The sequence below is a fragment of the Mesorhizobium sp. PAMC28654 genome (genome assembly GCF_020616515.1).
Taxonomy (GTDB): Bacteria; Pseudomonadota; Alphaproteobacteria; order Rhizobiales; family Rhizobiaceae; genus Mesorhizobium.
In genome coordinates this window covers 4,709,826-4,728,968 of sequence record NZ_CP085135.1, presented here as the reverse complement: position 1 = coordinate 4,728,968, position 19,143 = coordinate 4,709,826, and the positions used below count along the sequence as shown (strand labels likewise).

Here is a 19,143-nt window from a genome sequence, read left to right as displayed (position 1 = left end):
TCACAAACTTGCTGTCTTCATGTTCTGTCCGCATGCCCGGGCATGCGGGCTTGCGCTACACCCTTTCCGCCAGGACCGAGGCGAAGGTTTCATCGAGAACGCCGACCAGATGATCCGCATTGGCTCGGCTGAAGATCATCGGCGGACGCATCTTGAGCACATTGTCATGTGGGCCTTCGGTGCCGATCAGCACGCCGCGCGCCCTGACCCCGTCATTGATGCGGCGGGCAAGCGCGGTTGCCGGCGCCTTGCTCTTGCGGTCCTCGACCAGTTCGATGCCGAGAAAGAGACCCTTGCCGCGCACATCGCCGATGATGTCGTAGCGCACCTGCAACTGCCTGAACCGAGTGACCAGATAATCGCCGATCTCGGCCGCATTCTGCCGCAGGCCGTCACGTTCGATGACATCGAGCACCGCAAGCCCCGCCGCGCAGGACACCGGATTGCCGCCGAATGTATTGAAATACTCCATGCCATTGTTGAAGGAAGCGGCAATCTCCTGTGTCGTCACCAGGGCAGCCATCGGGTGGCCGTTGCCGATCGGCTTGCCCATGGTGACGATGTCAGGCGTGACGCCTTGCGTCTCGAAAGCCCACCAGTGGCTGCCGACCCGGCCGAAGCCGACCTGCACCTCGTCGGCGGCGCAGATGCCGCCGGCCGCACGCACCATCGCGTAGGCTTCCCGCAGATAGCCATCCGGCAGGAACACCTGGCCGGCGACGCTAGGGATCGATTCGGCGAGGAAGAGACCGGGCGCGCGGCCCTGCTTCGCCATATCAGCGATCTGCTCGGCTACGCTTTCGGCGAAGCGCTTCGCGTGCTCCGCCAGCGGCCATTCGTCGGGTGCGCGATAGCTGTCGGGGATGACCGCCTCGAACACGTCCGCAGGCCGGCCCTTGCCGCCCTTGCGCTTGTATTTGTAGGGGCTGAGGTCGATCAGCTCCTGCGTGGTGCCGTGATAGGCCCAGTCGAGCACGATCGCCTCGCTGCGGCCGGTATGGTTGCGCGCCATGCGCAGCATCAAGCTGTTGGCCTCGCTGCCGGAACAGGCGAAGGAGGCGACCGACAGGCCAGCGGGCAACGTCGCTGTCAGGCGTTCCGCATAGGTGACGATGGCGTCGTGCAGATAGCGCGTGTTGGTGTTGAGTTTCGCCGCCTGTCGCGCGATCGCCTCGACCACGTCGGAATGGGCATGGCCGAGGTGGCAGACATTGTTGAAGCAGTCGAGATAGGCGCGGCCGCGATCGTCGATCAGCCAGGCGCCTTCGCCGCGCACGAACTTGATCGGCTCGGAATAGGAGATGGAGAGATTGGGCAGCAGCGACGCCTTGCGCGCGGCAACGATCTCCGGGCGGGTCCGGCCCGTTTGGTGAAACGTTTCGGGCGGAATGCCGGCGAGTTCGGCGGCATCCGGAAACAGCTCCCTCCACACGGCGAGATAGCGGGCTTCGCCAACGCCGAGTATATCGCGCGCGGCGAGACTTGCATCGGTCGATATCTGGAAATGCAGATGCGGCGCCCAGCCGCCATTTTCCGTCGCCCTGCCCATCTCGCCGACGAGTGCTCCTGCTTCCAGGCGGTCGCCGGGCTTCAGCCGAGCGGCCGCCTCGTGCGCGAGATGCCCCCACAGAGTGACGAAAGCCGGGCAGCCCTCGGGCTCGTGGCGCAGGGCAACGAGGCAGCCATAGCCGAGTGGGTCTTCTTCAATCTCGACGCTTTTCACCGTCGCCGAGAGCGGCGTGTAAAGTTTCGTGCCCGCCGGCATGAACAGGTCGAGGCCAAGATGGTGGGCGCGGCGGGTGCCTTCGACGAAGCGGGACCGAAAGATGTCGCTGGTATAGACCGTGCGCTCCTCGCCCCACGGGCCGATGCCCAGCGCAATGCCATTTTCGGCGCAATAATTGTCCCACCACGCGGTCGCCTTGTCCGGCTCCCGTACGGCCGACGTCACCGTCATGGGATGATGTGGGTCCCCGTAAGGCACGATCGCCTTGGCGAGCGTCGCCGGATGCCTGTCCAGTATCCCAGTCAGTTTCTTGCGGTTTGCAGCGATCCAGCGGGTCACGGCGCTCGCGCCTGGAGCGGCATCGAAGCCGCAGGCATGGCGCAGGATCGCCGTCGCGAACCGGCGGTTCATCTGGCTCATGCGCCGCAGCAGCCGCCAGGCTGGCGCCTCGCTGATGGCCAGATATGGATTGTCGGCGGTCCGCTCCTTGCGGGCGGCCGAGAGCGTCACGGAGGTCACGAGCCGCATGGCGATGAGGTCGAAGAGAAGGTCCACCTCCGCCTCGCGCAATGGATATTCAGCGTGGAACCCGGCAACCAGACGGGCCGCGTCACTGATCGGATCCTCGGCATCGAGGATGGCATAGGCGCATGCAACGGCAACCTCGGCGATCAGCACGCTGTACAAGGCATCGCCGAAATCGATCAGTCCGGCGACACGCCCCGGCGCCGCCGGATCGACCAGCACATTCCAGTCATTGGCGTCATTGTGGATCACCTGCGCCCGCAACGCAGGCAGCCGAGGCGCCACCTCGGCATCGAAATGATCGAGAAACCCAGCCAGGAGCAAGCGGTCCTGCTTGTCGGTGATATGACGGAGGCGCTCGCGCCCCGCACCCGCCCGGCGGATGTCCCAGTCGAAAGTGCGTAGCGCGCCGGGATGGATGAACCCTTGCAAGGCATGGTCGAGCCGGCCAAGCGCGCCGCCGAGGCTTCCGAGGAGGTCCGGCGTCGACTGGCATTGGGCGAGCGGCTGGCCTGGAAGCCAGGACACCAGGCGCAGGACATGGCTTTCCCCGCCGGCGCCGGTGACATGGGCGAGCGGCGTGCCCCGCACCGTCTTCCTGAGGCGCGGCACGGCGAGATCCGGGCTATTGCGCTCGAGATGATCGAGCAGCGCTGTCTGGAATTCGCTCTCGCTGGCCGGCTCGCTGGCATTGACGATCTTGAGGATCCAGAGCGACTTGTCAGGGGCGGTCAGCTTGAAATTCTGGTCGCGCTCGCTGTCGAGCGGAGTGACGCTGCCGGCAATGCCGAAATGCCCGGCGGCAAGCTCGACGGCCTCGTTGGCTGAGAATTGCGGCGCTGGATGGGAGACGTCGGTCATGCGGAATCCGGATTTGCTTTCACGCAAGCTTGGCATGGGCCTAAAACGGGCATCCGGCAAAGCGTCGGTTGCGCCGTCACAATGAATGCATTGACCGGCACTTTAACGGAACCACTGGGAGCATGCCGCGATGAGGGAACTGGACGCCAAGGACCGGGACATTCTCGGCATCCTGTCGAAGGAAGCCCGTATTCCGCTGAAGACGCTCGCGGGGCGCATCGGCCTGTCGCGCAGTGCAACCAGCGAACGGGTGGCGGCACTGGAGAAGAGCGGCGTCATCCGTGGCTATCGGGCCGATATCGGCCAGATGGACAAGGGGATGGTCGTCGCCTTTCTGTTCGTAACGCTGGTGCGCACGCCGTCGATCGGCATCCTCGATCAGTTGGCGCGTTTTCCGGAGGTACGGCGGGTGTCATCCGTCAGCGGCCAGCTCGATCTCATCGTCGAAGTCGAGGTGCCCTCGATCGATCGGCTGAACACGCTACGCGACACCATCGCCAGCCATGGCGGTGTCGAGGACCTGACAACGGCGATCGTTCTGCGCCGGGATATAGAACGTGCCGCCGGCTGAATGGCTCCTGCCGTATCGCCCGCGTTGGCTCTGATTCCGGTGTCGCGCCCAGAAACGCCTATTTGGCGATCTCCAGCAGGGACGAAACCAGCAACTGGCGCTCGTTCTGCGAAAGGACGTCCGCATCGAAGAGGTTCATGCTGCGCAGCCCCTCGATGGCTATGAAGCAGATCAGCAGTGCCTTGAGGCTCGGCGTTTCTGCCTTCAACCGCTGGAAAAGCTGCTGCTTGAACGATTTTATCGGCGCCAGGAAGTCAGGATCCTCGGCGATCGCCGAAAAGATCCATGAGGCTGAAGGTTGCGTATCCTCGCAATCGTTGGCCGAGAGCCTGATATAGGCGGCAAGCGGGCTTTCGCCGCTGACGTCGTTTGTCCGGGCAGCTTCCAGCGCTTGCTCAAACTCGCGCAGATAGTCCTCGACCAGCCCTTGCATCAATTTCGCCTTGGTGGGGAAATTATACAACAGCCCCCCCTTCGACACGCCGGCACGGCTGGCGACCGCTTCCAGAGACAGGCTTCCGGGGCCGGTTTCCCGGGCGACATCGGCTGCCGCGGCGAGAATTTTCTCGCGCGAATTTGGTCGTTGGCTTTTCATGGCGCCTCCCATCGCAAGCTTAGGCCCAATTGACAAGACCGTCCAGACGGTACAGTAAGGCCGCCATCATTTGAAATCGGGACCATGCTTGAATATGTGTCCCATCGCCCGCGCTTTGTGCCGGGATCGATTGAGGGGACTTTCTTCTTCATGCGCATATTCCGCATATTTATCATTGCCATGGTTTTGCTCGTGCTTGTGGTGGTGGTCGGCGGTATCGTCGGCATCAACTTCATGCGCGACTACGGCACCAAGCAGTTCTTCGCCACGATGAAGCCGCCGGCGGCCACCGTGTCGACCACCATCGTCAAGCCATCAAGCTGGACGCCTGGCGTAGAAGCAATCGGCACCGCCAATGCCGTGCGGGGCGTCGAACTGACCGTCGAGACCACCGGCATCGTCAAGGACATCCTCTTCCACGCCAACCAGAAGGTCGCGGCCAACGGGGTGCTCCTCCAATTGGACGATGCCGTCGAGCGCGCGGATCTCGAAGCGACGAAGGCGCAGGCGGCTCTGGACCAGACGTCACTTGCCCGCGCCATTGAACTGCAAAGGCGAGGCGTCGGCTCGGATGTGACGCTTGACACGGCGCGGGCAACCGCTTCTGCGTCCGCTTCGCAGGTGAATAAACTCCAGGCGGTGCTCGACCAGAAGCAGCTGACGGCGCCTTTCGCGGGCACGGTCGGCATTCCAAAGATCGATCTAGGCCAATATCTGGCGCCCGGCACCTCTGTCGTGACGCTACAGGACCTCGACACGATGCGGGTTGATTTCTCCATTCCCGAACAGGACCTTCCCCTGCTCAAGATCGGACAGACGGTCAAACTGGGCATCGGTGGTTCCGACATGCCCTATGCCGGCACTATTCGCGGCATCAACCCGAAGATCGATCCGTCAAGCCGCCTGGTGACGGTCAGGGCGGAGGTAGACAACACCGAAGGCAAGCTGACGCCCGGCCAGTTCGTGCAGGTACGCGTCGTACTGCCCCAGGAAAACAACGTGCTGGCGCTGCCGCAGACAGCGCTGACCTCCAGCCTGTATGGCGACTTCATATTCGTGGTGCATCCGGCCAAGGTGGCAGAAGCGGCTCCGGCGGCGAAGCCTGACGAAAAGCTCCCGGCTCCATCGGCCGACAAGTCTGTGGCTGATGCCGCGAAACCGGCGGCCGATCCGGCCAAGCCCGCGGCTGATGCCACGAAGCCCGCGAGCGACGCTGCCGCGGCCAAGCCGGCGGATCAGGCGTCCGCCGATCCAGCCAAGCCGGCTGACGCGAAACCCGCGCTCGTCCTGTCACAGGTGTTCGTGAAGCCCGGCCGTCGCAATGAGGGCATGGTGGAGATCCTGCAAGGCCTTGCGCCTGGCGATGAAGTTGTCACCGCTGGTCAGAACCGGCTTTTCAACGGCATGTCCGTTGCCGTCGACAACACGATCGATCCGACCAAGTCGGCGAATAAGCAGGCTACCGAGCAATGAGTTTTTCCGACATCTTCATCCGCCGCCCGGTCTTGTCGACCGTGCTCGCCTGCATGATTCTGCTGCTCGGGTTCCAGGGCATCTTCAACCTGTCGATCCGGCAGTATCCGAAGGTCGACGAAACCGCGATCACCATCACGACGGCCTATCCCGGCGCCAGCGCCGACCTGATCCAGGGCTTCATTTCCGCCCGATCGCGCGCGCCGTCGCCTCGACCGAGAACATAGACTACGTCACCTCGTCGAGCCGCCCGTCCTCCAGCACCGTGACGGTGCAGATGAAGCTCGGCTCCAATCCGGACGTCGCGCTGACCGAAGTCCTGTCCAAGGTCCAGGGCGTGCGCGGTACCTTGCCGGATGCGGCAAAGGACCCCGTCATCGTCAAGGGCACCGGCCAGCAGTTCGCGATGATGTACATCTCGATGCAGAACCCGAACATGACGAAAGAGCAGCTGACCGAGTATATCGAGCGCGTCATCCGGCCCCGCATGTCGACCGTCGAGGGCGTCGCCGACGTACAGATCTTCGGCGCCCAAGAGTACTCAATGCGGGTCTGGATCGACCCGATCAAGCTTGCCGCGCGCGGCGTGACGGCATCGGAAGTTCTGGTAGCGATCAACAATTCCAACTTCCTCTCGGCGCCCGGCAACACCCAGAACGAATATGTCGTGTCGTCGATCACCGTGCGCTCGACACTGCAGACGCCGGAAGCCTTCGCGGCACTGCCGTTGCGTTCGACGGACGGCAATGTGGTGCGTCTGCGCGATGTGGCGCGGGTGGAGCTTGCGGCCGAGAACACCGACACCAGGGTCAGCTTCAATGGCAAGCCAGGCACCTTCCTCGCGATCTTCCCGACCCCGGCCGCCAACCCGCTGACCACGGCCGCCGCGCTCACCAAGCTCGTGCCGCAGATTCAGGAGACGCTGCCCAAGGGCATGACGATCGAGGTCGTCTACGACGCGACCGGCCAGATCAGCGCCTCGATCGAAGAGGTGTTCAAGACCATCGCCGAGGCGGTCGCCATCGTTGTCGTCGTGATCCTGCTCTTCCTCGGCTCGTTCCGTTCGGTGCTGATGCCGATCGTGACCATCCCGCTGTCGCTGATCGGCGTCTGTTTCCTGCTGTTTGCGGTCGGATACTCGATCAACCTCTTGTCCTTGCTGGCCATGGTGCTGGCGATCGGCCTTGTCGTCGACGATGCCATCGTGGTGGTGGAAAACATCCACCGCCACATGGAGGAAGACCATATGTCGCCGATGCAGGCGGCATTCAGCGGCATGCGCGAGATCGCCTCGGCCATCGTCGCCATGACGATGACCCTGGCCGCCGTGTTCGCGCCGCTCGCCTTTACCGGCGGCCTGACCGGCGCGCTGTTCCGCGAATTCGCGGTGACGCTCGCCGGCTCGGTGGTGCTGTCGGGTATCATCGCCATCACCATCACCCCGATGATGGCGGCCCGCCTGCTCAAGGCCGGGGAACCCGGTCGTTTCCAGCGCATTGTCGACGGCGTTTTCTCGCGTATCGAGCACGTCTACGAGAGGGCGGTCACCGGTTCGCTGAACTATCGCCCCGTGACACTGATCATCGTGCTGGCGCTTGTCGGCGTGACCGGCTTCATGTTCACCAAGACCTCAAGCGAATTGGCGCCGGAAGAAGACCAGGGCTTTCTGCTGTCGATCGTGACCGCTCCACGCTATGCGACATCCGACTACACCGAGACATACGTCAACCAGATCCTCGGCCTTGTTAAGGACATTCCGGAGACGCGGGCACAGTTCTCGGCCGTCGCCTTCGGCGGTACGACGAACAGCGCCTTCGTCGGCTTTGCCTTCAAGGACTGGGCGGAGCGCAAGCGCAACTCGAAGGAGCTGCAGGCCGATATCACGGCACGTATCGCCAACGTGGCGGGTGTCCAGGCCTTCGTCTTCGCGCCACCGACGCTGCCCGGCTCCGGCGGCGGCCTGCCCATCTCGATGATCGTGCGTTCGACCGGCGATCCCTCGGAAGTCTACGAGGCGGCCGAGCAGATCAAGAACAAGGCGCAAGCCTCCGGCCGCTTCATCGTCGTGCAGAATTCGATGGCCTATGACGCACCGCAGGTGACAGTGACCATCGACCGCGACCGCGCCGCCGCGCTCAACCTGCCGATCGCCGATATCGGACGCACGCTCACTCTGCTTGTCGGCGGCGCCGAAGTGGCGCAGTTCGACCGCGACTCCAACAGCTACGACATCATTCCGCAGGTGCCGCAGGAGTTCCGCGACAACCCCGAAAAGCTCGGCCAATACTTCGTGCGCAGCGTCACCGGCGAGATGGTGCCGCTGTCGGCGGTGGTGAAGATTTCCACCAATGCGTCGCCGGCCGCCATCGAGCAGTTCAACCAGCTTAACTCGGCGACGATTTCGGCGCTGCCGCTTCCCGGCGTCACGACCGGCGATGGGCTGAAGGCACTGGAGGATATCGCCCGGGAGAGCCTGCCCGACACCTTCTTCATCGACTATTCCGGCCAGTCGCGGCAGGAGAAGGAGCAGGGCAACACCATCCTGATCGCCTTTGCCGCGGCCGTCGTCGTCATCTATCTGGTGCTGGCGGCGCAATTCGAAAGCTTCCGCGACCCGCTGATCATCATGATGTCGGTGCCGCTGTCGATCTTCGGCGCGATGTTGCCGCTCAACATGATCCCGAATCTCAATATGATTTTCATGATCAGCGGGTTGCACTTCAGCATTCCACCCGCAACGCTCAACATCTACACGCAGGTCGGCCTGATCACGCTGATCGGCCTGATCACCAAGCACGGCATCTTGCTGGTGGAGTTCGCCAACCAGCAGCGGGAAGCGCACGGCATGCGCAGGCGCGATGCCATCATCGCTTCGGCCAAGGTTCGCCTGCGGCCGATCCTGATGACGACGGCGGCAATGGCGCTGGGCGTGGTGCCGCTGATCGTCTCCAGCGGTGCCGGTGCCGCGGCGCGCTATTCGATGGGCCTGGTGATCTTCACCGGCATTCTGATCGGAACCATGTTCACGCTCTTCGTCGTACCGATGTTCTATACCTTCATCGCGAGCAAGGACCTGCCGCGTCATGCGGAAAAGCCGGACCCGAAACTGATGCCGGTGCCGGCGGACTGATCAAGACAGCAAAAAGGCCGGGAATTCCCGGCCTTTTTCTTGTGCGGCCGTGGCCGCCGTTAGGCTCTTCAACCGCTCACTTGACGATCAGGATGCTGGTGTTGGCAGGGCCAAAAGTCTCGACGAGCTGGTAGAAATCAGCGGCATTGTCCGGATGCAACCGAACGCATCCATGCGAGGCCGGCTGGCCAAGACGCTTGACCGCATAGGTCGCATGCACCGCATAGCCGCCGCTGAAGAAGACCGAATGTGGCATCGGCGCGTTGTCGTACTTCTTCGAGTACCACATCTCGTGCATGCTGGTCGGCTTGAAAGAGCCGGTCGGCGTGACATGCGTCCTGTCGCCGGTCGAGACCTTCCACGCGAAGGTCGGGCGCCCGTCGACCGAAACTTCCATGATCTGCTGCGAGAGCGAGACAACTGCCACAACCTTGTTGGCCGCGTGGGCGCCACACTCGCCGCCGACGAAAAGAGCCGCGCCCGCAAGGGCGGCGGCGGTGATGTTGATGAGCCTGGCGGAAATGAATCTATGCAAGATGTCCCCTATCTGCCGGCACGACCGGCTCCAATTCGGTGGCCGGTCTATCGCAACCTGATGTTTCGGGGTAATTTCGTATTGGTGGTTGTTTTGTTTCGAATTTGTTTCCAAATCTCTTAAAGAAAAACAAACGAAACAGTCCGCGTCACTTGGCATTGCCCAGCTGTTTTGCCAGCAAGTGCAACCACAAGTCTGCTTTTATTCAAACGAAAGCAGAATTTACCTGATATGAAAGAAATTTGCCAGATGGCGAAACCAATTGGCAACAAAGCGATGGTTTGGCGGCATGATGCGGATACACGCGCCCGGCAAATTTGACCCAACGAAACAATTGGCTCCAAACCCATGAAATCGAACGAGATGTTCTGGCTTGCAGGGACAAGCATCATAGTGGCGGTCATCGGTGGCGTCGGCATTGTCGGCGGCCATCCCGCGGAGTTGACACAAAGCGAGGTCTCGACACTCCACGCCATTTTCTACATCGCCACGGTTTGGATCATATCCAGCCTGCGCATAACCCGGCTCAAGGCCCTCTGGCGGGTCGGCCTCGAGCTAATGGGAATGCGCGGCCCCTCCGGCAACTTGCTGCCGAGAGGACCGAAGGCCCGCGCCGCGACGGGGGGCTCCGCCAGCGGCGCGGGCGCTTCGGGGGTTACCCTGAAGCATGCATCGGCCGGAGGACCGGAGTCGGTCTTCGATGAGCAGGATGCGTAGTCGGATCGGGATCCATGCGCCCATGGTTGCATGGCTTCCAATGAACCGAGAGAGGGCGCGCTAGAGGCGCCGGACTTTCGGGAAGGAATATTCGAAGAAGCCGGGTCGATATGTGAATTTGAGGAGCGACTGCCATGAGAACGAGATTTGCTGCTTCAGTGCTTTCAGCGCTGCTCTATGCACAAGGCCTGCTGGGCTTTGCCGGCCTCGCCACCGTGCTCCTCAAGGATCGTGCCCATGCCGGCCAACTCGCTGTTGACAGCGACCTGCCAGCGGGCCCTTCGCTTCTCGTGGTGCGCTGAGAACCCCGGGTGCGTGCCCTGCCGTCAATCGGCGAACTGCATCGGCGGATCGAACCGGTAACCGGCACCGCGTATGGTGGTGATGGTTTCGGTGTCGAGCTTGCGGCGCAGCCGCACGATGCGCGAGTCGATGGAGCGGTCGAAGGCATCGGCATTTTCGGCCGGCGCGGCGGCGATGATGTCGTCGCGCGTCAGCACCTTGCGCGGGCTGGCGAGGAACAGCCTGAGCAGGGCCACCTGCCCGGGCGAAAGCTGTTCTTCCGAGCCGGAACGATGCATGACCATGGCCGACCTGAGGTCGACGGTGGCATTCTCAAGCACGATCAGTTCCCCGGCATTCCTGCCGCGTCGGCCGAGAAGGCCGCCAATGCGGGCCGCGAGTTCCCTAACATTGATCGGGCTCTCGACGACGTCGGCGGCGCCCAGTTCGAGCGCCAGCACCTTGTCGACAAGATCGGCGGGGCGGCAGATCAGGATGAAGTCCGGTCCGTCCTCGCCGCCATGACGCCTGAGCAGATCTCGCCCCTCCGCCTGGCTGAGGCTGTCGCCGACAATAACGATATCGATGCCCTTCCCCGAAAGCAGGGATTCCGCCTCCCATGGCTGCCGTGCCTCGCGCACATCATGGCCGCGCCGTTCAAGATGATCGGCGAGATCGGTCGCGATCACTTCGGCAACGCAGACAAGCGCGATGACAGAACGAGCAGCCATTTTCCTATCGTCCCCTTCGGCAACCCGATATGAGCGCTGGACATCATGTTTATACCCAATCTACTTTCCGCTGACAGCGGGGGCGAGAATATAGTGCGGGCGCGAATTATCATCGTCGAGGACGAGCCCGATCTGAGGGATGCGGTCGCCGAGTACCTTGCCGCCAATGGCTATGATGTGGCCACCGCGGAAAGCGCCCCCGCCGCGCGAGCCATGCTTGAGAAGCAGTCCTTCCACCTTGCCGTCCTCGACATCGCCATGCCCGGTGAAGACGGCCTGTCGCTCGGCCGGTGGATGCGCTCGAAACTGCCGATCGGCATCATCTATGCGACGGCTGCGGGAACAGCGCTTGACCGCATTGTCGGGCTGGAACTCGGCGCCGACGACTACATCGTCAAACCTTATGAATTGCGCGAAGTGCTGGCGAGGGTGCGCAGCGTCCTGCGCCGCGTTCCACAACCGACCGCACCGCAAGCCAGCAAGATCGAAGCCGGTACGGGTCGTCGCTTCTTGGCCTTCGGCCCCTTCCAGGCCGACCTCGACGGCAGGCTTGTCACCGGCGCCAACGGTACGGTTGTCGACATGGCCAAGAGCGAGTTCGACGTGCTGGAGGTTTTCCTGACGCGCGCCAACCGGCTGTTGACGCGAGCGGCGATTTCCGAGGCAATCGGCTTCATGGAGGATCCGGAATCCTCTCGCGCTGTCGACATCCGCATCATGCGGCTGAGAAAAAAGATCGAGGCCGACCCGGCCAATCCGAAATTTCTGCGCACGGTGCGCGGCGAAGGCTATATCTTCTCGCTGCCGACCAGCGAAGGCAATTAGAGCAATTCCAGGAAAAGTGTGAAACGGTTTTCCGTCCGGAATTGCGCCAAACAAAAGAGATGGGCGTTTCCGTGAAACGATGAACCGCTTCAGACGACGATCCCGAAAATGGGGGGCTGGTTCGGAAAAGACCATGCTCGGACAAAAGTAGATCGGCGCGAAACAACCAGGGCCAGAATGACGGCAGACCATGACCGCTGACCCAACACGCACGGACATGCATGGCGCCCGCCAGGGCGCGGCGATGGCCGCCGTTCGCGTCGTTCGACGTCTGCGGGAGGCCGGTGACTGGCTGCGCGAGATGGACTCGATACTTGCGACGCTTTGCACGGCACTTGAATGCCAGCGCGGCATCCTCTTCCGCCTGCGCGAACTGCCAGGCCAAGGATTCGCCCAGTCGGTCGATGCCTACTGGATCGATCCGCAATTTGGCGGCGAATTGGCTTCGCCGACGGTCATCATGCAGTCGATCATCAATTCAGACCCGCTACTGGAGCGGTTGGCCGAAGATGAGCGGCAAGGCAAGAGCTTCGCCGGCCATACGCGCAATCTCGAAGGCTTTCTGAGACGCGACTTCGAAAAGCAGAGCATCAAATCGTTCCTTTCGGTATCGGTCTTCTCCCATGGTCATCTGTGGGGTACGCTGGCGGTCAACGACTGCGTCAACGAGCGCGAATGGACCGACGAGGAAGAGGCGACACTCCACATCATCGCGCTGGCCATCGGCGATGCCATCGAGCGATCGCCCTCGGATGCCCACGCCAGCGAGGTCATCCGCCGCACCATGCTGCAGGCCTCGCTCGACGCCATCATCGTTATCGACGAGACCGGCTCGATCATCGAATTCAACCCGGCCGCCGAGAAGATGTTCGGCTATCAGCGCAGCGACATCCTTGGCAAGGACCTGCTCGACACCGTCGTTCCCGCATACTACCGCAAGGGCTATGTGTCGGGCGCCGAATACATGTCGGGCCGCGGAGCACCAATGGTCGGCCAGCGGCTCGAGACCGTCACCCAAAATGCTGCCGGTGAGGTCTTCCCCATCGAACTGACCGCGACGGAGATGCGTGTCGCTGACCGCCGCCTGATCTTCGGTTCCATCCGCGACCTGCGTGACAAGTTGCGCGCCGAGGAGGAAATCAATCGCCAGCGCGAAAAGCTGCACCAGAACGAGAAGATGGCGGCGATGGGGTCGCTGCTTGCCGGCGTATCACACGAACTGAACAACCCGCTGGCCGTCGTGGTCGCCCAATCGACATTGCTGCACGAATTCGCCGCCGACCCGCAGACCAAGGTCCGCGCCGAGAAGGTGCGCGCCGCCGCCGAACGTTGCGGCCGCATCGTCAAGAGCTTCCTCTCGATGGTCCGTCTCCATCCGGCCGCGCAGGCCGAGACCGACCTCAACCAGGTGATCCGCGCCGCCCTAGAAGTGACTGCCTATGGCGCGCGATCAAGCGGCATCATCATCGACACCGATTTCGCTCCCGGTCCGCTGCTGGCCATGGCCGATGCCGACCATGTCACCCAGGTAGCCGCCAACTTCCTTATCAACAGCCAGCATGCCCTCGTCGGCATTGCCGGCGACCGGCTGATCAAGGTTCGGACATTTCGCGGCGAACAAGGCAATCCCGGATTTTCGGTCGAGGACAATGGCCCTGGCGTGCCGGAGGCGATACGTTCCCGCATCTTCGAATCCTATTTCACCACCAAGCCGGTCGGTGTCGGCACGGGCATTGGACTGTCGATCTCGAAATCGATCATCGAGCGGCACAATGGCAAGGTCTGGTTCGAGGAAGTGCTGCCGAGAGGCGCTCGCTTCGTCGTCCAGTTGCCGGCGATTTCCGCTGGCATCGCCGCCATCGGCGACAGCCCGGCGCGCTCCAGCGGATTGCGCCACGCACTGATCATCGATGATGAGCCGGATGTCGCCGGCTCGCTGTCCGACATCCTGGAACTGATGGGCATCAAATCGCGGATCGTGCCTCTGTGGGACTCGGTCGCGGCGACCCTGGACGGCAACATGCCGCCCGACATCGTCTTTTCCGACTTGCGCATGCCCGGCACCAGCGGAATCGCCATCTATCGCGAACTGATGGTTCAGCGACCATTGCTGGCGCGGCGCTTCGTTCTGGTCACCGGCGACCTGATTGGCGCCAAGGCAGAAATCGAGGCATTGTCGGCAGCCCAGCGGCCACAGATCCTGGAAAAGCCGTTCAGCACGCTCGACGTGCGCAGCGTGCTCTCGGCCATCGCCGAGCAGGCCGCGCAAGACCCATAAAGCGCGTCGCGTCGAAGCGGATCCATACGACGGGCTTCAAATTAGGTTTCACCAAAAAAATGGCTCCCAACCGACGATGCGGTGGGAGCCGAATGGAGCGCCGGAGGGTAGCGCTCGGGGGAGTTCAAGGCGTGATCCCGAAGCGGGGTCCGCGCATCACGTGTCAGAAAATATTGGGCGTATTCGTCAGCGGAGCGGCGCTGGCGATCATGCGGACGGCGCGGGCCCTGTGCTTGCCCGACTGCTCGGCAATGACGCGCAGGCAGTCCGCGGTCTCGGCACCCCAGGCCTGTCCCTTGCAAGCAAATTCGATTTCCGGCATCGGCAGGCGCGCGGTCTTGGTTGTTGTCATCTCGCCTTCAACGACATTCGCTGGCGGGCTCCAGGAGGCGAAGGCCGGACCCACTGTCGGTGCGAAAAGCATGCCGGCGAAGGTGGAAACGGCCAGCACCATGAACATTGCCATAGGATGGTCGCTGGCGCGCTGGCGAAGCGCCAGCTTCGGACGCCGGTCGTTGCGCCCTGGGGCTTCGAGACGGATATCGCTGCTGCCTGAGGTTTGGACCTTCGTTTTCATCGCCGTTCTCTTCGTTGCTTTTCTTTTTTCTATAAAACGAATTTAATCGCATTTTGTAACGGACGGACGATACGTGAGCGATGCCCGTGTAACAGTTCTGAAACAGAGAATACGGGCATATTCGGGCAAAACCGGTCATCGCTCGATACATTGGCTTGTTTGCGAAGCTGTTTCATGTGCGCGATCAGGATGTTGCCGAGATTTCGATAGCAGGCAGCAAAGCCCGAACCCGGCCGGCCGGACTATGAGCAACCTCACACTCCGGACTGGGAAGCAGTATTTTTCCGCGCGAAAACGGGCGTGATCTTGATGGCATCAAGCGCCGATCCTCAAGTGGGACGCACGCTCCACAAGCCATGTTAAGGCTCGGAATTTCCGGGATTTTCTTCAGCCGTACGGATCGAAAGTCGGCTTCGACACCGAGCGCAAGGCGCCTGATATTTACACAAGCCATTGCATTTCAATGAAAAATATGATTTTATTGAACAAGCATTCAATAAAAAGAAGAGCCGCCCATGAACCCGCACCTCCGTGACGTGGAGATCCCCAATGATTGGGACAGGCGGGGCCTGCCGGGCTGGAGTTATCACTCCGACGCCCTTCTCGAACTCGAGAAAGAGCATGTCTTCCGCAATCACTGGCAGATCGTCGGCCACGTCTCCGACCTGCCGAATGCCGGCGATTACCTGACCATGGATGTGGTCGGCGAGCGTGCGCTGATCGTGCGCGGCAAGGACGGCGTCGTGCGCGGCTTCAACAACATGTGCCGCCATCGCGGCAGCCGCGTCGTCGCCGACAGCCAGGGCAATTGCAAGAATGCCCTGGTCTGCCCGTTCCACGGCTGGGTCTACAATCTCGACGGCACGCTGCGCGGCGCCGCACGCCCGCGCTCCTTCCCGGACCTCGACAAGACCGAGTTCGGCCTGATGCCACTCGATCTCGAAATCTGGATGGGTTTTATCTTCATCCGCTTCCGCAATGGCGGTCCGCAGCCCTCGGTCGCCGAGCTTCTGAAGCCGATCGAACCCGAGCTTGCGCACTACAAGGCCGCCGACATGGTGCCGTCCTGGGGCATCTGGACCCAGAAGACCCCGGTCAACTGGAAGTCGGTGCGCGACGTCGACAATGAAGGCTACCACGTCGCCATGGCCCACCCTGCCCTGCAGGATCTCTACGGCGCCACCTATTTCGACGAACCCTTCATCAATGGCGTCTCGCGCTCGTTCGCCACCTATAACCCGCATGCCGGCCGCCGCTGGAGCGTCAGGAACTACGTCAAGATCGCGCCGGAGCCGACGCATCTGCCCGATCATCTGAAGAGGGCCTGGGTCTATTACGGCATCTTCCCGAACGCGGTGATCTCGGTGATGCCGGAATCGGTGCAGTTCTATCAGGAGTTCCCGCTGTCGACCGGCGAGACGCTGCTGCGCGGCGCCATCTACCGCTACCGCGACGAGAGCCGCGAGCAGGCGGCCGCCCGCTATTTGTCGTTCCGCATCGACCGCGACACCATGTCGGAGGACGTGCAGCTTTCCGTGTGGTCGAACGAATCCATGCTGTCCGAGGCCTTCGAAGGCTTCTATCTCTCCGACCTCGAATATGGTGTGCGCACCCACCACGACCATCTGCGCAAGATGCTGCCGGTGCTGGGCCTGGAAACGGCTCCCGAGGAAAAGGACATGGGGAACCTCAACAACGCGCTCAAGTCGCGATCGTAGGGAACGGTTGCTCACCGTTTGATAACCAAAACGCGCTATTGTGGAATCGGCCGTCCTGGCTGCGGGTCCACGAAGTGAGTTTGTCGAGCATTACACCGCTCCGAACCTATCCGTCGGCAGGCCAGGCCTCAAGCGGCTCCCACGGCATAGATGTCATAAACGGCGGCGCCGGCAATGACAGCATCGCCCTATCAGCGGCGCTGGATGTCAATCGCGTCTACGGCGACAGCGGCAATGATGCCATCGCCATATCCGCCGGTCACACTGTCTGGCAGGTTGACGGCGGCGACGGGGACGACCGGATCGCAATCGCGGCCGGCGGCGTGCGCAATGTCCATGGCGGCAGCGGCAACGATACGATCAGCGTGGCCGCCCGGGGCGTGGACCAGATTTCCGCCGGATCAGGCGACGATGTCGTGGCCGTCAGCGCCGATCGGGCCTTCGGCGTGCATGGCGGAGATGGCAATGATTTGCTACGGATCACGGCCGCCGATGTAAGCGATGTCGACGGCGGCGATGGCAATGATACAATCATCATCACAGGAGACAAGATCGCCTCCGTCCACGGCGGCGCTGGCGATGACAGGATTGTTCTGAACAACACTGGCGACCGCGCGGCGCATGTCTTTCTGGTCAATGGCGAGGGCCACGACCAGATCGAGACCAACGGGCCCCTGGCGATCTCACGCTTCAATGATGACGGCACGCAGCGTTTGGACATGGCCAATGCAAAGGTCACCCAGAACGATGACGGCACGCTGACCATCGGCTTTTCGGACAGTGCCTACACGATGACCGTCAAGCTGACGGGCGCAATGGCCGGCGCCAAGCTGACCTTCGATATCCCCCGGAGCGGATCGACACTTGTCATCCGAGCCGCCGATCAGCCCGTCAAGATGCCGTGGGAATAGTCAGCCGCCAATGGCCCGGGCGCGGTTTATGTAACGCGGGTGATTGTCGAAGCCCTCGATGAGAGCGCCCCTCGCCCGTCACTATACGGGAGAGGATGCCGGCAGGCAGGTGAGGGCAGCACCGGGCTTGCGAGATTAGCGCCTTAGACGGGCGACTGCATTGCGGTCGCGGCCGAGCGCGCCAACGTCGGCGCTGGCCCTCATCCGGCTGCCGCCACCTTCTCCCCGTGAAACGGGGAGAAGGGAGAAACTCACCCCCGCCAAACACCTTCCTTCCGCAGATCATCCATCGTGCGTGAAATGCCTTCGTGCAGGATGCCAACCATGTCGTCGATCTGTTCGCGGGTGATGATCAACGGTGGCGACATCACGCACATGTTGATCAGCGGCCGCACCAGAAGGCCCAGTTCATGGCAATGCGCGTCGATGCGTTTGCCGACATCCTTGTCGAGTTGCAGCGGATCATTGCTTTCGCGATCGGCGACGCATTCCACGCAGCCCATCAATCCCATGCCGCGCACTTCGCCAACCAGCGGCAATTCCTCCAGCGTCTTCAGCCGCGCCTGGAAATAGGGAGCGACCTCCCGCGTATGCGCGAGCACGCTCTCTTCCAGGATGTCGAGATTCCTGAGCGCCACCGCGCAACCCACCGGATGGCTGGTATAGGTCAGGCCGTGGCCGAACATCGCATCCGGATGGTTCGACCGGCGCAGTTCCTCCAGCAGCCTTTCGGAGATGATGACGCCGCCCAGCGGGAAATAGCCTGACGTGACGCCCTTGGCGAAGGTGATCATGTCCGGGTCGATGCCGAACACATCGCCGGATGCGAAGACATGGCCAAGCCGGCCGAAAGCGGTCACCACCTCGTCGGAGACATAGAGGATATCGTTCTCGCGGCAGATCTCGCGGATGCGCTTGAGGTAGCCGTCCGGTGGCACCACGACGCCGCCCGACGCCTGCACCGGCTCACCGACGAAGGCGCCGATCTTGTCGGCGCCGATGCGGGCGACCGTGTCGCGGAACTGGTCGACGAGGAAATCGGTGAAGGCGGCAAGGTTCATCCCGGCCGGGCGGCGGAACGGATCTGGCGAGGACAATTTCACGACCAGATCGTCGGCGCCATCCATCCAGTCTCGGTCGCGCGGCCGGCCGTTGAGCGAAGCCGACAGATAGGTCGAGCCGTGATAGGCGCCGCCCCGGCTCAGGATCAGCTTCTTCTCCGGCCGCCCCCGAACATTGTTGTAGAACTGCATGAAGCGCAGTGCCGTCTCGACGGCCGAGGAGCCGCCGGTGGTGTAGAAGACGTGGCTGAGATCGCCCGGCGCATGACCGGCGATGCGCATGGCCAGTTCCGCCGACGGCGCGTTCATCGTGTACCACGGCGTGTTGTAGGACAGCGCCATTGCCTGGTCGTACATCACCTTGGCGAGTTCCTCGCGGCGGTGGCCGATATTGACGCACCACATGCCTGCCGGCCCGTCGATGAGACGCTTGCCCGTGCTGTCGGTGATGTAGATGCCGTCGCCTTCGCCAATCAGCGCCCGCGCCTCGGCGCCGACAGAGCCGGCATACGGCCAGGGCTGGATAAGATGGCGCTTGGCCATTTCGATCGCATCGTCGCCGCCGTCGCCAGCCGTCTCGGTCGCTCTCAGGTCTCTTGCAGCCGCCATAATGCCTCACATGCGTTT

Annotated in this window: 14 protein-coding genes and 1 pseudogene; 9 read left to right on the top strand and 6 right to left on the bottom strand. The window is 62.4% G+C overall.

Annotation, left to right across the window (positions count from 1 at the left end; translation table 11 throughout):
- Positions 1 to 55 precede the first annotated feature (55 nt).
- Positions 56 to 3,112: an aminotransferase class III-fold pyridoxal phosphate-dependent enzyme gene (locus LGH82_RS23250; RefSeq protein WP_227344989.1), complete on the bottom strand. Its 3,057-nt coding sequence runs from the start codon at positions 3,110 to 3,112 to the stop codon at positions 56 to 58.
- A 130-nt stretch (positions 3,113 to 3,242) separates the two neighbouring features.
- On the opposite strand from LGH82_RS23250, the gene LGH82_RS23245 reads away from it, so the two are divergent.
- Positions 3,243 to 3,683 carry an Lrp/AsnC family transcriptional regulator gene (locus tag LGH82_RS23245; RefSeq protein WP_227344988.1) on the top strand — a complete coding sequence of 147 codons (441 nt, stop codon included), beginning with the start codon at positions 3,243 to 3,245 and terminating at the stop codon, positions 3,681 to 3,683.
- A gap of 58 nt (positions 3,684 to 3,741) precedes the next feature.
- Here LGH82_RS23245 and LGH82_RS23240 read toward each other — a convergent pair whose 3' ends face one another.
- The gene (locus LGH82_RS23240; RefSeq protein ID WP_227344987.1) at positions 3,742 to 4,278 is read right to left on the bottom strand and encodes a TetR/AcrR family transcriptional regulator; all 537 of its coding nucleotides are present in this window, start codon (positions 4,276 to 4,278) and stop codon (positions 3,742 to 3,744) included.
- 150 nt (positions 4,279 to 4,428) lie between these two features.
- Here LGH82_RS23240 and LGH82_RS23235 point away from each other — a divergent pair, with 150 nt between their 5' ends.
- Positions 4,429 to 5,751: an efflux RND transporter periplasmic adaptor subunit gene (locus tag LGH82_RS23235; protein ID WP_227344986.1), complete on the top strand. Its 1,323-nt coding sequence runs from the start codon at positions 4,429 to 4,431 to the stop codon at positions 5,749 to 5,751.
- Positions 5,748 to 8,881, top strand: a pseudogene (locus tag LGH82_RS23230) (efflux RND transporter permease subunit). The gene LGH82_RS23235 and the pseudogene LGH82_RS23230 overlap by 4 nt, the downstream one beginning before the upstream one ends.
- Positions 8,882 to 8,957: 76 nt before the next feature.
- On the opposite strand, the gene LGH82_RS23225 reads toward LGH82_RS23230, so the two are convergent.
- Entirely contained in the window at positions 8,958 to 9,416 is a 459-nt protein-coding gene (locus LGH82_RS23225) for a L,D-transpeptidase (protein ID WP_227344985.1), read from the bottom strand.
- A 348-nt stretch (positions 9,417 to 9,764) separates the two neighbouring features.
- Between LGH82_RS23225 and LGH82_RS23220 the strand changes: the two genes are divergently transcribed.
- Positions 9,765 to 10,133 carry a hypothetical protein gene (locus LGH82_RS23220; RefSeq protein WP_227344984.1) on the top strand — a complete coding sequence of 123 codons (369 nt, stop codon included), beginning with the start codon at positions 9,765 to 9,767 and terminating at the stop codon, positions 10,131 to 10,133.
- Positions 10,134 to 10,267: 134 nt separating this feature from the next.
- A complete protein-coding gene (locus LGH82_RS23215; RefSeq protein WP_227344983.1) occupies positions 10,268 to 10,435 on the top strand; it encodes a hypothetical protein in 168 nt (55 codons plus the stop codon).
- Between the two features lie 24 nt (positions 10,436 to 10,459).
- On the opposite strand, the gene LGH82_RS23210 is transcribed toward LGH82_RS23215, so the two are convergent.
- Positions 10,460 to 11,146: a response regulator transcription factor gene (locus tag LGH82_RS23210; protein ID WP_227344982.1), complete on the bottom strand. Its 687-nt coding sequence runs from the start codon at positions 11,144 to 11,146 to the stop codon at positions 10,460 to 10,462.
- 45 nt (positions 11,147 to 11,191) lie between these two features.
- On the opposite strand from LGH82_RS23210, the gene LGH82_RS23205 reads away from it, so the two are divergent.
- Both LGH82_RS23205 and LGH82_RS23200 read left to right on the top strand, forming a co-directional pair.
- Positions 11,192 to 11,971, top strand: a complete 780-nt coding sequence (locus LGH82_RS23205) for a response regulator (protein ID WP_413771388.1) — start codon at positions 11,192 to 11,194, stop codon at positions 11,969 to 11,971.
- 190 nt (positions 11,972 to 12,161) lie between these two features.
- Positions 12,162 to 14,249, top strand: a complete 2,088-nt coding sequence (locus LGH82_RS23200; protein WP_227344980.1) for a hybrid sensor histidine kinase/response regulator — start codon at positions 12,162 to 12,164, stop codon at positions 14,247 to 14,249.
- A 163-nt stretch (positions 14,250 to 14,412) separates the two neighbouring features.
- Here LGH82_RS23200 and LGH82_RS23195 read toward each other — a convergent pair whose 3' ends face one another.
- Positions 14,413 to 14,826, bottom strand: coding sequence for a hypothetical protein (locus LGH82_RS23195; protein WP_227344979.1), 414 nt, complete (start codon positions 14,824 to 14,826; stop codon positions 14,413 to 14,415).
- Positions 14,827 to 15,341: 515 nt separating this feature from the next.
- Between LGH82_RS23195 and LGH82_RS23190 the strand changes: the two genes are divergently transcribed.
- Positions 15,342 to 16,544, top strand: a complete 1,203-nt coding sequence (locus LGH82_RS23190) for an aromatic ring-hydroxylating oxygenase subunit alpha (RefSeq protein WP_227344978.1) — start codon at positions 15,342 to 15,344, stop codon at positions 16,542 to 16,544.
- Between the two features lie 80 nt (positions 16,545 to 16,624).
- Entirely contained in the window at positions 16,625 to 17,455 is an 831-nt protein-coding gene (locus LGH82_RS23185) for a hypothetical protein (RefSeq protein WP_227344977.1), read from the top strand.
- 251 nt (positions 17,456 to 17,706) lie between these two features.
- Here LGH82_RS23185 and LGH82_RS23180 read toward each other — a convergent pair whose 3' ends face one another.
- Positions 17,707 to 19,125, bottom strand: coding sequence for an aminotransferase (locus LGH82_RS23180; RefSeq protein ID WP_227344976.1), 1,419 nt, complete (start codon positions 19,123 to 19,125; stop codon positions 17,707 to 17,709).
- Between the last annotated feature and the right edge of the window lie 18 nt (positions 19,126 to 19,143).

Bases quoted from the DNA above. Each gene is read 5' to 3' on its own strand.
- LGH82_RS23205 (WP_413771388.1), top strand. From the start codon at position 11,192: ATGTTTATACCCAATCTACTTTCCGCTGACAGCGGGGGCGAGAATATA.
- LGH82_RS23215 (WP_227344983.1), top strand. From the start codon at position 10,268: ATGAGAACGAGATTTGCTGCTTCAGTGCTTTCAGCGCTGCTCTATGCA.
- LGH82_RS23235 (WP_227344986.1), top strand. From the start codon at position 4,429: ATGCGCATATTCCGCATATTTATCATTGCCATGGTTTTGCTCGTGCTT.
- LGH82_RS23240 (WP_227344987.1), bottom strand. From the start codon at position 4,278: ATGAAAAGCCAACGACCAAATTCGCGCGAGAAAATTCTCGCCGCGGCA.
- LGH82_RS23210 (WP_227344982.1), bottom strand. From the start codon at position 11,146: ATGGCTGCTCGTTCTGTCATCGCGCTTGTCTGCGTTGCCGAAGTGATC.
- LGH82_RS23200 (WP_227344980.1), top strand. From the start codon at position 12,162: ATGACCGCTGACCCAACACGCACGGACATGCATGGCGCCCGCCAGGGC.
- LGH82_RS23180 (WP_227344976.1), bottom strand. From the start codon at position 19,125: ATGGCGGCTGCAAGAGACCTGAGAGCGACCGAGACGGCTGGCGACGGC.
- LGH82_RS23245 (WP_227344988.1), top strand. From the start codon at position 3,243: ATGAGGGAACTGGACGCCAAGGACCGGGACATTCTCGGCATCCTGTCG.
- LGH82_RS23195 (WP_227344979.1), bottom strand. From the start codon at position 14,826: ATGAAAACGAAGGTCCAAACCTCAGGCAGCAGCGATATCCGTCTCGAA.
- LGH82_RS23250 (WP_227344989.1), bottom strand. From the start codon at position 3,112: ATGACCGACGTCTCCCATCCAGCGCCGCAATTCTCAGCCAACGAGGCC.
- LGH82_RS23220 (WP_227344984.1), top strand. From the start codon at position 9,765: ATGAAATCGAACGAGATGTTCTGGCTTGCAGGGACAAGCATCATAGTG.
- LGH82_RS23190 (WP_227344978.1), top strand. From the start codon at position 15,342: ATGAACCCGCACCTCCGTGACGTGGAGATCCCCAATGATTGGGACAGG.